Here is a 16,130-nt window from a genome sequence, read left to right as displayed (position 1 = left end):
TTGCTGCCAAAAAACCATCACTATGCCGAAAATTCGGCAAATGCGCATCAGCCTACCGATTTCGCGCGACCTGAATCGAGAGCATCATCGTGTACAGCAAATGTCCCAAAACCCATATAAAAAACGCGGTCCACGTCATTTGCACCTTGCTCAGCAGGCTAAAAGGCAAAAAGGCGACCGCGAACGCAAGCATCCAGCACAGCAAATAGCGGATGGTTTTGCCGCGATTATCCCGCGGGTAAAAATACATGAGAAAAAAGGCGATGATGACACTGATGAAAAGGTGAATCAACAGCTCTGCAATCGACGGCAAATTTTCCATGCCCGGGACGTAGCTGACATCGATCAGCACAGGAAACGTACTGGTTTCGAACAAACCGTCCCCCAGCGCCAAAAAGGCAGCCAAACCAAGCCCGGCAATGAGGCCATTTACGAGTACGAACACGCCTGTGCCCTCCTTCCATATCCTGCCGCGAGTCCTTCTATTGTACGTGCAAAAAAACGCCCTTGCAAAGAGCGGCTTATTTTCCAAGTTCGATTTTCAGTTCGTGCTCGCCCGCGTACTGCTCGTTCATCCAGGTCTGGTAAAAAATTTCCACCTGCACCGGCGCTTCCTCCGCATAGCGGATGCGCAGCTTGCTCGTGTGCGTCTCCATCGCAAACGGGCCGTACGGGCTTTGGTAGGTACCGTGCGTGCTGGCCCCTTTTTCAAAATGCTGTCTGGTCGACACGCCTCCCTGGCGCACGAGTGTAACGGCTCTGTCCGTCAGCTTGAGCGTCGTACTGACTTCCCCCACGCCTTCCAACTGTTCTTTGTACGTCAAATACCAGGCGCTGGCTTTTTGCACGAGCTTCCCTTCGTACTGATGCGTCGATTCATCCCATTCGCCGTTGACGCGATGTCTGGCTGACAGCTTCATCTGTACTTCTTGCATGACGACTTCCACACTCCATGATTTCTACTTTCTGTCCGCAAATCATCCATTCATTTTACGATCATCCCTCGTGGGTTGCAACCGCCTGTTCTTTTGCGTCAGCCAAAAGGAAGCGCATCGTCGCCGCGACACCGATCGCCGCCAGCAAGAGCAATCCCGCGAGAACGAGGTAGCCTGCACCTGCTCCCGTGTAGTCGATCATGACGGTAAAGACGCCGATGAGCACAAGGCGCATCATCATGCCAAGCGAGTTGAAAAAGCTCATCACTCGCCCCATAAACTGCTTCGGCACGACGGTCATGTAGAGCGACTGCCGGATGAGGCGGACAGAGGCGTTGCTCCAGCCGTAAAACGTGTAGGCAGCGATCAAAGCCCAGCCGTAGGGCAAAGCCACCATCGCCACAATCACTACGGCAAACAGCAGCGTATTTCCGACCATGGCCGCAAGCTGTCCCATTTTGCGCACAACGACCGACACCAGGATGCCGGCTGCGACCGCTCCCAGCGCATACGCCATCTCCCCGAAGGAATACACCGAGACATCCGCCTTCAACGTTTGGCTGACGTAGACAGGCTTCAGCAGATTGCTCGCCATGACGGCGATAAACGGCATCAGCGCACAAATCCCGAAGACGAGAAAGCCTTTTTTCTCCTTTATGTAGCGCCAGCTTTGGCCGAACTGGCTGACCCAGGATACGCCCTGGCTCAGCTTCGCCTCGCCCTCCAGCGTGAACGTGTATTTCATCGTAGAGAGCAGACAGAAGGCAAACAGATACGTCAGCGCATTGAACAAAATGACAATGTGCAAGCCATAGTGGCCGAGCAAAATGCCGGAAAAAGCCCCTGCCAGTACAGACGCCGTCTGCCCCTCGATCTCCAGCAGGCTATTGATATCGCTGTAGTGCCTTGGCTCAAACGTTTCCTGGACAAGCGCAGACTGTGCCGGATAGTGAATCTGGTACATGAAGGTCGTCACCAGGTAAATCGTAATCAGCATCCACTCGTAGTACTCTCCGAAAAATCCCCAGGCAGCCAATATCCCGAGCACGCCGAAGCCGATCAGGTTTTCCACGAGCAGCATTTTTTTGCGGGAAAAACGGTCAATCAGCGTCCCGATGTACGGCCCGATGAAAAACATCAGGACCGCAGAGCTGAACATGGTAGAACCCAAAAGCTGTGCAGAGCCTGTCGTCTCCACCAAATACCAGGCAATCCCGATCATCGTCATGCCCTGACCGAAGCCGGAAAAAAGATTGGAGAAAAACAGCTTGCGAAACTGGACGTGAGCAAAAACCTCTCTCATACGAAACAACTCCCTTGAAAAAAGCTTCGGCAGCTTTTTACTCTGTATGGCAATTTTATCTATTTTTATATACTTTGTAAATAAAAATGTTGTTTAAGTGGCTGAATGATAGGACTGCCTCCAGTTACCTCCAGGCGGGACAGCATGAAAAAAGCCCCCGGCTTTTTGCGAAAACCGGAGGCTTGTCTGTTGTTCGTATTGTTATTTTACAAAGCTGAGCAGCAGCTCGCGCACGATTTTCGATGCCACGATTTGCGTCATCTCGCTGTGATCGTACACAGGAGCCACTTCCACCAGGTCGCAGCCGATGACATTGGCGCCGTTTTTCGCCATGTAGTGGATGGTGTCCAACAGCTCGCGGGAAGTAATGCCGCCTGCTTCGGTTGTGCCCGTGCCAGGTGCGTGCGCCGGGTCCAGAACATCAATGTCGATGGTCAGATAGATCGGACGGTTGCCGATCGTCGGCAGCACTTGCTTCACTGGCTCCAGCACATCGTATTTGTACAGGTGCATGTTTTCCTTCGCCCAGTCGAACTCTTCCTTCATGCCGCTGCGGATGCCGAAAGAATACACATTTTTGCCGCCGATCAGGTTGCACACCTTTTTGATTGGTGTGGAGTGGGAATACTGGTATCCTTCATAGTTGTCGCGCAGGTCAGTATGCGCGTCAAAGTGGAAGACTACCATGTCCTTGTACTTTTCATAAACGGCCTGGAATACCGGCCAAGACACGAGATGCTCGCCGCCCAGTCCGAGTGGGAACTTGCCGTCTTCCAGCACTTTTGCCACGAACGTGCGGATTGCATCCAGGCTGCCTTCGACGTTTCCAAAAGGAAGCGGAATGTCGCCTGCGTCAAAGTATTTGATGTCTTCGAGCAGCCTGTCCAAGTACGGGCTGTACTCTTCCAGACCGATCGACACTTCGCGGATACGGGCAGGGCCGAAACGGGACCCCGGACGGAAGCTGACTGTCCAGTCCATCGGCATGCCGTAAATCACTGCTTGGCTTTCTTCATAGCTGCTGTGGCTGCGGATGAAGACATTGCCGGAGTATGCTTCGTCAAAACGCATCAGGGTTGTCCTCCTCCGATTAGTCGCGGGTCAGCTCAGCCACAAAGTTTGGCAGTTTGAAAGCAGCGTGGTGAACTTCCGCATTGTAGTATTTGGTACCCAGGTCTTTGATTTTCGCCGGATCTACTTCCAACGGATCGTACTGCTTGGAAGCGATGGTGAAGCTCCACAGACCGGATGGATAAGTAGGGATGCTGCAAGTGTACAGACGAGTAACCGGGAAGATGGATTTCAGGTCTTTGAATACGCGTTTGATGAGATCGCGGTTGAACCATGGAGATTCTGTTTGCGCCACCATGATGCCGTCCGGTTTCAGCGCATCGTGAATGCCTTGGTAGAAGCCTTTTTCGAACAGACCTACCGCTGGTCCCACTGGCTCTGTCGAGTCAACCATAATCACATCGTACTCGCCTTTGTGGTCATGGATATGCTTGATCCCGTCAATTACTTGCACGTCGACCTTTGGATTACCAGTCAGTGCGCTTGCAATTTCAGGGAAGTATTTTTTGCAGGATTCAATTACGCCACCGTCGATTTCGGCCAGAACTGCTTTTTCCACAGCCGCATGCTTCACGATTTCACGGATTGCACCGCCGTCGCCGCCACCGACAACCAGAACCTTTTTCGGGTTTGGATGCGTATTGAGAGCGATGTGAGAAATCATCTCGTGGTAAACAAACTCATCGACATCGGTGGTCATAACCATGCCATCAAGTACTAACATGCGACCAAACTGCTTCGTAGTAATGACGTCGATTTGTTGAAACTCGGATTTCTCACTGTATAGGGTATCAGTAATTTTCGTTGTTATCCCGTGATTTTCCGTTTGTTTTTCGGTGTACCACAATTCCATATTCATGGTTATGTAACCTCCTTCAATTAACCGCATGAAAATACAATATAACAAGAAAATTATAGTAGCTGCCAATCAAAAAGCAAGTTTTTTTTCTGTGCGGCCGAAAAAGCTGCTCTCCCTGCCGTTTTTCAGGCGACAGGCAAGTTTATCCAGCACACGGCTTACCCATACTAGAAGTATCATGCGTCCTTTAGTATGTCCTCTTTTGGGCGAAAAACGTCTCGCTGTTTTTTCAAAAAAAGGAGATGGGACCGCCAGTCAGTCAGCAAAACGACCATCACCGTTTTGCTCATTCAAACGATAGAAAGGAGGAGAGGCAAAATGGAAGTCATGCGCGAGCCCTCCCTGCTCCGTTATTTACGCTGGGTCAAGAAATTTGTAAAATTTTCCATACTCAGCCTATTATGCTTATCTTTTGCCATTTTGCTGTTGATTTTGTACTTGCGTTCCCAACCGCTTCCCGAGACATTCGTGAAGCAGACGACAACGATTTACGCCTCTAATGGAGAAGTGCTGGACACGATGCATCGGGGAGAAAACCGCATTTCTGTCCCGATCCAGGAAATATCGCCTGCGCTCATCAACGCGACAATCGCCATCGAAGACCGTTCGTTTCGGGAGCATTACGGCTTCGACTGGAAACGGCTGGCCATGGCCGCCTACGTCGACGTCATCAACATGGACATGCGCCAGGGAGCCAGCACGATTACCCAGCAGTTGGCGCGCAATCTGTATTTGACGTTGGACAAGACATGGGAAAGAAAGATCAAGGAAGCGCTGCTCGCTATTCAGTTGGAGCTAAATTATAGCAAAGATGAAATTTTGGAAATGTACATGAACCAAATTTATTACGGTCACTCTGCCTATGGAGTCCAGGCGGCCGCCCAAACGTATTTCGGCAAGGACGCCAAAAACTTGACCGTAGCCGAAAGCGCGATGCTGGCAGGCATTCCGAAAGGCCCTACTTACTACTCTCCTTTCGTTGATTTTGAGCGGGCAAAATCGCGGCAAAAGCTCATTCTCGAAGCGATGGAACGCGACGGGATGCTCACGGCCAAAGAAGCCGAGCAAGCTTATGCGGAGCCGATCAAGCTGAAACAGCGCACCGCGGAAAATATCGCCGAGCAGGCCCCGTATTTCCGTGATTACATCGCGAATCTGGTGAAAAACAAGTACGGCATTGACGAGGAAAAATTCATCCACGGCGGCTTGAAAATCCATACGACGCTCGACCCGGTCATGCAAAAAAAGGCGGAGGAAATCATCGCTTCGACGCTGCCAAAGGACAATCCGAACCTGCAAGCCGCATTGGTTGCCATGGACCCTGCTACCGGTCATGTCAAAGCAATGGTCGGGGGACGGGATTACAAAACGAGCCAGTACAATCGCGTACTCGGCAAAAGACAGCCGGGCTCTTCCTTCAAGCCGATCATGTACCTGGCAGCCCTGCAAAACGGCTACACGCCGCTGACGATGATGAAAAGCGAGCCGACCGTGTTCACCTACGACAATAACAAGCAGTACATTCCGAGCAATTTCGGCGGACGGTATGCAAACGCGATGATTAACATGCGCGAAGCCATCAAAACTTCCGACAACATTTACGCAGTGAAAACCATTGATTTTCTCAGTCCGCAAAAAGTCGTCGAGCAAGCCAAAAGCTTGGGCATTACCAGCCCGATGCAAGCCGTACCTTCTCTGGCGCTGGGAACGTCTCCCGTCTCCCCGCTGGAGCTGAATGCGGCTTATGCGGCCATCGTCAACAAGGGAGAAGCTGTTCAACCAATCGCAATCACCTCGATTGAGGACAGCGAAGGCAACATTTTGCTCGAAGAAAAGACGGAAAAAACCCGTGTAGCCGATCCAGTCGCCTCAGCGCTCTTGGTCAATATGATGCAAAGCGTATTTGAGCGCGGCGGAACCGGGTATCGAGTCGCAAACGAGTTGAATCGGCCCGTGGCCGGAAAGACAGGCTCTACCGATTATGATGCCTGGCTGAGCGGCTTCACGCCTCAACTGGTAGCGACGGTCTGGGTAGGATACGACAAAAATCAAAAAGTGGACGATGTAAAAGAAGGCTATATGTCCAAAAAAATTTGGGCCAGCTTCATGGAAAGCGCGCTAAAAGGACAACCACCCGCCCTTTTTGACATGCCGGCAGGCGTCGTGTCCGTCTACATTGATCCGGCATCCGGGAAATTGGCGACCGAGCATTGCCCGAACCCCCAGTTGTTTTATTTCGCCAGCGGAACAGAACCGCACGATTACTGCACCGATCACATTCCGGCCGACCACCAGGCGCCTACACCGCTCACTCCACCTGATTCGTCGACGTTTTGGCAGCGGATGGGCAGTTGGTGGAAGCCTGAGCAATAAGGGGGCAAAAGGAAAAGGACGCACTCGCGAGGAGTTGCGTCCTTTTTTTCATTCACGAAAACGACTGGTTGTTGTCTCCGCCGCCTACAACGCCGTCTCCATCTGCGAAGACGTGGTCGTTGACGACCGTAATCAACCCGGCCTGATCGAGTTGCTCCAATACTTCAAACAAGCTTTCCCGTTTGCCCGCCGGGAGCTTCCGGACGAAGTTGTTGATTTCAACAGGTGACACATGCGTGCGGAAATGGACGCCGCCGTGCTTCACAAAATGGTCATGGGACTGCTCCTGCTCACGCGGATTTTCACTCATTCGTACCGCCCCTTCCGTCAGACAGTTTGGTTCGAGCCTCATTAGTGTTCCGCGTTCGCCACAAAGCATGACCTGTAAAAAAAGCCTGATGTGTATTTACTCCAATGTGTATTTGCTGAGGGGAACATGCTTGCGCCATTGGCTTGAATCACAACGGCAGCATGAACACAAACAGGGAAAGAGTGACGGCTCTTTCCCTGTTTGTTGACCCAGTGTACATGTACACAGATATAGAAATAAGTTTACCTGACTTCAATTCTGGTAACAATTGATTTCACAATTTGTTCACAGACCGTTCACGATTTCCAGCATTAGGACAAACTTCGCTTTAATTCCTCTGAAGAATTTTCAAACATGGCCGCATTGTTGTCGATCAACAATTTTTTCAGCGCCGCTTTTTCCTTTTCGCCCAGTTCTTCGAGCATGATACGGCGCTTCATGGAGTAGTCCATCCGATTCACATGATCCGCCAAAATTTTGTATCCGCGGCGCGCTTCCCGATCAATTTCCATATAGCACGCAGTCGCACCAGCATAGTACGGGCCATTTTCGTTGCGGTCAACGGTTACCCAAACGAGCCAATAAGGCTTTCCGTTCGGCACTTCTTCTTTGTTCGTCGTCCATTTGATCCCTTTTTCAACCGAGCTTTTCGCATGCAAAGCGCCCATGTCGATGTACGCCTCGTCGCCGTCGATGATGACCGACGATACCGCATTCAAGTCGAGTACACCTTGACCAAACCCGCCATGAACATCGGTTTTGCCGCTCATGATCGTAAAGCCGCCTTTTTTGTTATCAAAAATATCCATTTACACGCCCTCCAGACACAGATTCTCCTTTCTTTATTCTACTCGGAAACCAACAGCGACGCAATTTGCCCATGTGCCCGGTTATTTCCCGTTCATTTTTCGAGCGGTTCGTTGCCCGCCGCCTGCTTTCTTCGGTATCGCTTCATGACCTTGTCGAATAGCCACATTATCAAGGTAAGAAGCAGAGCAGAATGAACCGCCATCGCGGCTTTGATAATCAGCAGCGAGCCCAGCATCGTATTGGAAGGAACGGCTATCATGTAGTACAAAAAACTGGTGAGAAACGCCGCGCCAAACGTCGGCCAGCCGCGAAACCCAAACACCGCCCACATGTAGCCTGTCACAATCAGCCCGATGATCGGTCCTCCCAATTCAATGGAATACATAAACGGGCCGAGAAATAGCCAGACAAATAAGTTGTCCATTTTTCAGGTCCTTTCTAAACTTTTACTTTTTGGCTTTACTTTTTGGCTGTCGCCTGATACTGGTGGACGATCCTGTCGTCCGCTCCCGGCGCAATGTTGTTGCTTATTGCGGTTGCGGATTGTAGCTGTTTGCGTTATTTTACTGGGCACCATTTGTTGCTTGCGAATGGTTCTCTGTGTTCGTTGTATTAGCTTCGTTTGTTGTGTATGAGTGGTTCTCCGCTTCGTTCTATGGAATGCGATTAGTCTACTGAGTGCTTTTCTTGCGACAGGCCATGCTCGTCCAGGCGGTAGCGCTTGCCGTGTTCCTCATCGTCTCGCGAATCTTCTGACGAAAAACGTTTGATGATAAACTTCGGCGAGTTTTCATCCTGTTGCGGTGGAGGCGTTTCAAACTCCAGCTCCTCTTGGTCGAGCACATGGATGACGACAATGTTGCCGTGGTACTCGATAGCGAGATCGTCCCGCACTTCCTTTTCGTCGGCAGCAAGGGTGATGATACTGCCATTTTTGTGGAACGTCAGCTCAGGAAACGTTCCGTCCTCTTTGGAAATAATGTAGTACAAATACTTGGCGCTTTTCCCCGGGACTTGATTGCGCAGCCCAGGCTGTGTTTCCTCGATTCCTTTCAGCAGTTGGGTCACTTGCTTCATGACTTCCGGAATGGTCGGCAGCTTGGCATGCTCTCCTGTCACATAATACCTTTTCTTTATGTCTTTTTGGGCGTAGTTGGCGCTGATATAGGGGACGGTTCCGTCTCCCAGTCCCTGGTCGTAATAAGGCACCCATTCGTTGTGGTACGCGTCGAAGAAGTAGCCTAAAAAAGTCGTTTGACCTGTGCCGACAATGGAATACTGCGGCACATTGATCGTCTTTTTGTCCCATTTCTCATGGAGCGATCCGCCTTGCTTGACCAGTGGAGCGTAATCCAGGCGAATTTTTTTGTCCTGCAAAAATTCTGTGTAGCTGTAAGTATCGTTACGGTTTTTTCTCAGGAAACCAGCCGTTTCAAAGTACTTTTTGGACGGCAGCAGTTCGTACACAGCCGGAGCGTATTCCGAAATGATTTTTCCTGTCTCCTCATCCATCCACGGAATCGAGAAATTGTACCCGTACTTGATCGCCTGATAAGCTCGCGGGGAACCGAGAAACGGCGTACCCATGTAGACGATGCGATTGATTTTTGGCTGATACGAAACGTTTGCAAGCAGCGTCTCTCTCGTCAGCAAGCCGCCCATGCTGTGCGCGACCAAATGAACCTGCCGTGCCCCTGACCGCTCCAGGGCGAGATCGATTTTTTTCTTCAGCTCGGTCGCATTTTTCGTACTGCTGTATCGCCAGTCATACGGCATGGCGAAAATGGTGCGGTGCTTTTTGTAGCCCATCCTCTCCAGTTCCTTTACCATGCTGTAATACTGCTCCGTCATATTGCGGACAGGGTCCAGCGGAGAATAGGAAAGATACTCAATGGCGCTGAATCCTTCATCGTCACGTTCCGGGTAAATAGTGACGCCCGTTTCCCTCGGCCGCACCTCGACACTGTTCGGCCTCGTCGGCTCCAGGGAGAGCAGGCGCCGATGCTTAGGGTCATTGATTCCAAGCAGACTGTCGCCAAGGCCAAGCCATATTTCTGAGGCTTTGCCGTTTTCCTCTGCAACCAGACGGGAGCCACCTATCCCCGGGATCAAGATGACCGGAATCGTCTTCGCAGCCACGTTAAGCTTGTAGGAATTGGGCGTGAAGCCGGATCGCTTGCTGGCCATTACTTTGATGATGTAGCTTCCGGGATTGACGTTCATGATGATTTGCTCGTTGGCGTTTCTCGGTTTTTCTGATTTCGCCAGTACTTTGCCTTGTTCATCCTGCACATACAGGTCCATGTCCATCCCCGCGGGAATGTCTTTTAGATCGACCATGAAAGTCGATGTCAGCGAAAAGGAATAGCGGTAGTAATCGACGTCTGTGTTCGCATGCAGATTCCCGGTGAGCGACGCGGAAAAATCGGCGGGCAGCTCATGCGCCTCCTGCAGCGTGTTGTTAGGCTCGTACCCATCGGCTTTTGCATCCGACTGGTCAGCCAGAAAATCAGCCCGCAGACGGTAGTAGAAATCTTTATGGTGGGATTCCCGCTGCCCTTTTACTGCGATGTAATACCATTGGTCTTTTTCCAGTCCGATGCCTTCGACGGACTCGTCGCTCTCTTCTGGGCGTTCGGAACGGCCAAGCTCGTTTTGCTCTGCATCAAATACGTACAGTTGATAGTCTTGACCGTATGGAATCTCGCGCAAGGAAACATTCATCCGCCCGTGCTTCGTCCCTTTGATCTTCCAATAATCCACGTCGCCTGCCGCCCCGATCTTCCCTCTGGCATCCTTTCCGTCAAACAGCCAGTCGGCTTTTCCAAACGTATCGTTAGGCTCCAGTTCAAAAATAACCTCTCTGCTGCGCAGCTCGATTTCTTCCGGCTTGCCGCTGGCTGCAAAGTCGGCGTAAAACTCTTGCGCCAACTCGTCCAGCGTCTGGTCGGCATCGTTGGAGTCAGACTCGTCTATGCCGGACTCATCCTCGTTGTGGCTGACTGCTTCAACCTCGTCTGCCTGGCTTGTCGTTTGCCCTTGCCTCTGCTCGAAAAGCGTGGTTAACGCTAGCAACTCCGCATTCACCTCTGCACGTCTGCCCCAGGACGCCTTCTTCACCGTCAGCTTTTCCGCGTAAGTCATGTCTCTACCAGCCAGATCAAGCTGCCAGCTTACCAATGGCTCGTCCTCATCCGGCTCGCGCAGGCTTATCAGTAAAGGGCTGTCTCCTGTAGGCTGTACAGCGGCGGATATACGTGAATCGTTGCGAAAGGTGCGGCTCTTGTTTTCGCCATCCTGGGCAATTTCCAGCTCGATCCGCTCAGGACTTGTTGACAATTGCGCCTGAATGCGCACCTCGCCCTTTTCCACCCAAGCCCACGCCGCTTCGACGAAAAGCTCACGCTCTCTGGCCCATCCGGTCCCGACAGCATTCGTCCAGCACATCACCAACAAAAAAAGGAAATAAGACAGGCGCTTGGCCGTTTTCATCGTAACACTCCCCCTCATCCTCCATCTACCTAAAACAGTAAAAAAAGACAGATAAGGGGTGCAAATATATTTACTGCGTCGTGTGGTTGCGGATTCCTTGCCGCTCCCAGGCATTGGCGATAATCCGGAAAGGCACCCGGTAATCCGCCTGCTCATGGCCTTGCCCGGCCGTTTTGTTCAAATAAGGAAAGCCTTTGTCAACGCCAAACCGAAACTGCACCTGATAGTAAACCGCATAGGAGCCGCCCTTTGCAAAGCCGTGCTGCTTGTCTCCCATCAACGGTGTATCTACGCCCACCTCGCGCGTCCCCAGCTTGGACGCTGAAAAGGACTGTCCGTCCCAGCGCTGGTTTGAAAATGCTTGCAACGAAAGCAAAGACTGCAATGGCGTCTGCCTCCGTCCCGTCTCGGATATCCATGCTTTTGCCGAAACAATCAGCGGAAACTGGCCGCTGACCGGATGGCGGTGACGCTCCTGCAGTTCCACGCGCGCCAAAATCCGCTCGCCCGCATAAAAATCGTTGGGCGCACTGTCCTTATAACGGTCGCGCGCATGGTATTCTGACCATTCCGGCGTATGCTGAATGAAGCTTGTCGCATTCGGCTCAAACACCTCAAAGCTGCGCTCTCCCCCTTTTACCGTAATCGTGTAGCGACCCGTCATCGAGCGGACGGCAGTTTGCGCTTCGCACGTTTCCTCGTCCTCCTCGTTTGTGGAACACACATCGTAGGTCAGCGTAAAATCAATTTTGTAATCCATGGCAATGACAAAGCCGTTGATTTGCGCTTTGTATGGCTGATTTTGCAGCACTTGTCTCCACGTCGTTTGGGTGGGGACATGCGTGCCCGTGTACAAAAAGTCTCCCCCCATGGACGTACTGGCTACCTGCCATTGCTGCGGGATTCCCGGACCTGTCACTTGTAAATCCAGCAGAGCGGGCGTGTAGACAGCAAGGCTTTTGGCGTCTGTGATCCAGCCGGGGCTGGCCGTAACGGCAATGTTTTTGACGTCCTCCCCGCTGACCGCCTGCTCCAGTTGCAGCTTGTATTCCGTAATTTTTTGATTGATCTGCTGCTGCGTCTTTTGAAAGCCTTCGTTGATTTTCGCCTGATCGATCACTACGCGAATTTTGGCTGGCTCGCGTTCCCATACGCCATCTGCTTGTACCGGCAGCTTTTGTAACTGGCGATTCTCGCTGTCGTATATCTCCAGCCCGATTTCGCCGCCATCGTAATTCTCCCCTCCCCCGGGAGGCTGCGGGATATTTCCGCCGACGATCTTCACAGGCCATTGGGCGCGGTTATCTGGCCAGATCGTTTCGTTATCCGGTTTGTTCTTGGACGGATTGATATTCGCAATGAAATCCTCTGTTTTTTGCGGATACTTGGTTGGTACAGTGATTTTGCGAACCTCGCCTGCTTTAAAGTCATTTACATCGAGAATTGTTTCTTTTGTTGAACTTTCCCATCTGATCGCCAATTTTGTATCGTGTGTCAACTTACCAGCGTTTTTCACGCTGAAAGTAATCGTCGCTTCCGTTCCTGGCGCTTGCGGATCGCCTGGATCAATGTCGAAGCTGCTCTTGACGATCAAAAGGTTCTCTCCATCGGGATCTGGACCTGGACTGCCTTCACCAATTTTCACGAAAAAGAAGCCGTGACAATTCTCGTCTTCATATGAACTTATTTCTACTTTGTAGAGTCCGTCCAAAAGTAGACCTCCATTACCTGTTGGAAAGAGAATCCAGTGGTCTTCACCTGGACTACCTGAACTGTACAAAGATTTGCCATCCCTTTTTCTTTCCCACATTCCTGTGTTCGGATCAAACCACTTTACCATGTACGAGCTGTCCTGGCTCAAAAACATCCTGAACCAGTATTCCCCTTGGAGTTCATTTGCTGCCAGCTCGATGGTTTCTCCACGTTTTATATTCTTACTCCATTTTTCGGAGTTTAATTTGGTTTCAACAGAAACAAGAATATCCGGGCATTTACGGTCCGATACAATGGTAAACGTCAATTCACCGACACATCCATTCTCGGATTCAAACGAGATGAGAATGGTATCACCAACGTCAACATCGCTTGGTAGTCTGAGATCGAACTTTTGATTGGCAGGTACTACACCATCGGTCAAAGGTATCTTTTGTCCATCCCGTTTCAAGTACCATTTTCCCGACAGCTTCGTGGAGAAGCCCATGTTTGTCTCGTAGTGATCTCCTGCATCAGTGAAGTACCTCATATAGACAGGTTCAGTGAGTGTGCTTGGACTGTTAGGAGAACTATCCAGCGCGTCTCCTTCGGGTGAAAAAGGATTCGGGTATTGTCCATGGACAAAAAACACGACTTTTCGAAGATCAGCTATAGAGCAGGATGCATCTTTTACAACGATCGTTATTTCGAAGTCGCATTCAGGTTTACCATTCCATTGCGATGCGGAGTAGTTTAACCTGAGTTTGTATGTTTTTCCTTTTTCAAACACGACTTCAGGAGGATATGGCAGATTTAGTTTTTCAGCGTTGTACGGACGCCACCTGTCTTTATCGTCGTACTGGCCGGGCAAAGTGACGACGCTGCCATTTGGTTTCGTAACGTCCCACATGATTTCTGCCGGCCCCGTTTCACCGTTCTTATCTGTATAATTGGCCTTGAAATACAGAGTGTCTATCGGCAATATTTCAATCGTATGCCCGTTACGAATAACAGAATTGTTTAGGGTGATGATGGGGCATTTATCTTCGCCGTCTTTGGCTTCTACGCGAAAGTATTTTTCCCAACACTCGGTCCCGTCGTCGCTTCTGTAAACTACCTTTACTCGTCCAGATGAGCCTATACTGCCTGTTCCGACCTTTTTGTTCCCTCCGGAACCAGTAGCCATTGGTGAACCATTCATCGTGAATGTGCCGTTTTTCTTCGCAAAAACAGTGATCTCTGCATTTTTCTCTACCACGATATCCGATCCACCGCTGGAAACAGCCGTATGATTTTTTATGTCTTTGTCGCCAACTACCTGAATATCCATTTTTGTTTTCGTTGTTTCTATGGAGCAGGATGGATTTGGATCTGGCTCTTCTGGATCAGGTTCTTCCGGGCCGGGTGTTACTTCCCCAACGGTAAATTGAGCTATATATGGAGTAGAAATGCTTATACTACTCGAACCTTGACGGCTCCGCTGGTGCAAATCGGTAATCGTCAAAGATACTTCGTACACTCCTGGCTCCGTCGGCTTATACTCGGTGTTTCTGTAGGTCCAAGTGTATCCAGGCGGATTGCTCGTTTCACTTACAGTAGGAACGGTGCCGCTTGGATCGCGGAAATCTTTGTTGGACAGGAAGCTTTTATAGCCACGGCCTGTCGTTTTATTGATTACGCTTAACGACCAAACAAAAATGCCGCGGTCATAGTAAGAATAGTCCGTGGCATTTGCACTGATCGTCACTGTTTCGTTGACGTTGTATTTTGTTTTGTCGGTCGTTACCGCGCCTGTCGGCTGCGGCGTTGTCCGGAAGTGGCCGACTGAAATGTACCCGCCTGAACCATTTGGAACCAAGTTATCGCCTTTTGTGTAGCCGGCACCGCCTGATGCGGATGCTAGTTCTGCGAGATTGTAGGCTTGGTAGCTATTCGGAACGGTCGTATTGGTAACGGTCTTACTATATACGTTGGCAGCTCCCCCCATAATAAAGTTAGGGTTTCCTCCAAACCTACTGATCCAATAGGCAGCCTCAGTATTATCTACAAAGTACCATCCTCTATCTGCTTTAGCATCTATATCAGCAAATCCCAGAACCCCAGTTTCATCAATTCTCCCGTCCACTTCAATTTGCGAAATAGTAGCCCCTAATTGACCCACAATCTCTTCGATTCGAATAATATGAAACTTATTTTTGGGAGCTAGTTCCTTTTGAGAATCGACGGTTGCAACCACAATACCATGAAGGTTAGGAGCAGCTTCAGCATAATTTGGATGGGGGATAATTGCCCCACATAGAAGGAATAAAATAAGCACAGAAAAAATTAATTTTCTGTGCTTCATAAAGTATAGTCGCATCATTATTCGCCTCGCGGTGTATGAAATCTCTGACTTATATCGGTTCTTTCCAGGCTGGGCAGCTTGGAGTATCTGAAAGTACCTGCATCGGTTGAATCATTAGCGTTAATTACATAAAATGCGATACTTTCTACATTGTTCAACGGAACACTAAACGATTGATTATTTCCGAAGCCTTCTAATCCATTTGGTTTTGTTACGAACATTGCCACGATCTTGAAGTTTTTGTCACCAATTGGTACCTTACCAATGATCTTTCCATTTACAATTTTCAAGCTCTTATGAAACTCTGCCGCATATTTTGCCCCTTGCTCCAGTTGCCACTTGTCAGTCCAAAGATACCGTAAAATTTCCGCCGCATCCCCACGAGTTACAGGTAAATCCTCACGGAACTTCGGTTGCCCACTAGGAGCAGCTTTCATCCACCCCCAGGTAATCAGTGCCCCAGTATTCGTTAAATTCGGATTCTTCTCCCCCCGAAACGGCCTCCACGCATTAAACACCAACGCGGCCGCCTCTTCCTTTGTCAACGGCTTGTTCGGATCAATCTTTACATTCGCCAAAATTCCCGCCTTCTGCGCTCGCTCGTAGATGTCTTTCGCCCAATGGCCCGCCGCAAGCTCTGGCACGGGGGCCTTTTCGCTCACTTGGCGGATCGCTACCAGGCTGGCTACGAATTGCGACTGGGTCACCGTTTGCTCCGGGTGAAATTTCCCGTCTGGATACGTCCAAACGTACCCTTTTTGCAAGCCAAACGCGATGGCTTCTTTGGCTGGATGACTGGCGTAGTCGGAGGCGGCTGCGGGCTTAATGGCACCCGCCGCTTCCACTTTATGTACCAGCACCCCTGCGCTTCCCCCGCTTTGACCCACCGTTATCCCCAGTAGCAACAGGCTTGTCCACAATGCTTTTCCCGACAGCTTCAC

The 16,130-nt window shown here is 50.5% G+C and carries 12 protein-coding genes; 1 reads left to right on the top strand and 11 read right to left on the bottom strand.

The genetic code is table 11. The features are described from left to right. Positions 1-52 precede the first annotated feature (52 nt). The 5 genes from AC27IT_RS16020 to speE all read right to left on the bottom strand — a co-directional run bounded on the left by AC27IT_RS16020 (position 53) and on the right by speE (position 4,162). Entirely contained in the window at positions 53-445 is a 393-nt protein-coding gene (locus AC27IT_RS16020) for a hypothetical protein (RefSeq protein WP_005830249.1), read from the bottom strand. 76 nt (positions 446-521) lie between these two features. Beyond that, positions 522-935 (bottom strand): YwiB family protein, encoded by a 414-nt coding sequence (locus tag AC27IT_RS16015; RefSeq protein WP_005830251.1) that lies wholly within the window; start codon positions 933-935, stop codon positions 522-524. 61 nt (positions 936-996) lie between these two features. After that, entirely contained in the window at positions 997-2,238 is a 1,242-nt protein-coding gene (locus tag AC27IT_RS16010) for an MFS transporter (RefSeq protein WP_005830252.1), read from the bottom strand. Positions 2,239-2,439: 201 nt separating this feature from the next. Further along, entirely contained in the window at positions 2,440-3,309 is an 870-nt protein-coding gene (speB, locus tag AC27IT_RS16005) for an agmatinase (protein ID WP_005830254.1), read from the bottom strand. 19 nt (positions 3,310-3,328) lie between these two features. Further along, positions 3,329-4,162, bottom strand: a complete 834-nt coding sequence (gene speE, locus AC27IT_RS16000; protein WP_005830256.1) for a polyamine aminopropyltransferase — start codon at positions 4,160-4,162, stop codon at positions 3,329-3,331. A 324-nt stretch (positions 4,163-4,486) separates the two neighbouring features. Between speE and AC27IT_RS15995 the strand changes: the two genes are divergently transcribed. Beyond that, the gene (locus tag AC27IT_RS15995; protein WP_283858389.1) at positions 4,487-6,541 is read left to right on the top strand and encodes a transglycosylase domain-containing protein; all 2,055 of its coding nucleotides are present in this window, start codon (positions 4,487-4,489) and stop codon (positions 6,539-6,541) included. 52 nt (positions 6,542-6,593) lie between these two features. Here AC27IT_RS15995 and AC27IT_RS15990 read toward each other — a convergent pair whose 3' ends face one another. The 6 genes from AC27IT_RS15990 to AC27IT_RS15965 form a co-directional block, all read right to left on the bottom strand. Next, positions 6,594-6,851 carry a hypothetical protein gene (locus tag AC27IT_RS15990; RefSeq protein WP_005830260.1) on the bottom strand — a complete coding sequence of 86 codons (258 nt, stop codon included), beginning with the start codon at positions 6,849-6,851 and terminating at the stop codon, positions 6,594-6,596. 311 nt (positions 6,852-7,162) lie between these two features. Continuing rightward, positions 7,163-7,660, bottom strand: coding sequence for a YwhD family protein (locus AC27IT_RS15985; protein ID WP_005830262.1), 498 nt, complete (start codon positions 7,658-7,660; stop codon positions 7,163-7,165). A gap of 92 nt (positions 7,661-7,752) precedes the next feature. Beyond that, positions 7,753-8,085, bottom strand: coding sequence for a hypothetical protein (locus tag AC27IT_RS15980; RefSeq protein WP_005830265.1), 333 nt, complete (start codon positions 8,083-8,085; stop codon positions 7,753-7,755). 242 nt (positions 8,086-8,327) lie between these two features. Continuing rightward, the gene (locus AC27IT_RS15975; RefSeq protein ID WP_283858390.1) at positions 8,328-11,153 is read right to left on the bottom strand and encodes a lipase/acyltransferase domain-containing protein; all 2,826 of its coding nucleotides are present in this window, start codon (positions 11,151-11,153) and stop codon (positions 8,328-8,330) included. A 70-nt stretch (positions 11,154-11,223) separates the two neighbouring features. Then, entirely contained in the window at positions 11,224-15,207 is a 3,984-nt protein-coding gene (locus AC27IT_RS15970; protein WP_487091906.1) for an ABC transporter permease, read from the bottom strand. Next, positions 15,207-16,130 carry an S-layer homology domain-containing protein gene (locus AC27IT_RS15965; RefSeq protein WP_327944234.1) on the bottom strand — a complete coding sequence of 308 codons (924 nt, stop codon included), beginning with the start codon at positions 16,128-16,130 and terminating at the stop codon, positions 15,207-15,209. The genes AC27IT_RS15970 and AC27IT_RS15965 overlap by 1 nt, the downstream gene beginning before the upstream one ends.

The sequence above is a fragment of the Brevibacillus sp. YAE8 genome (genome assembly GCF_057543335.1).
The sequence above is the reverse complement of the archived record's forward strand: the minus strand, read 5'-3'. Positions and strand labels throughout refer to the sequence as shown.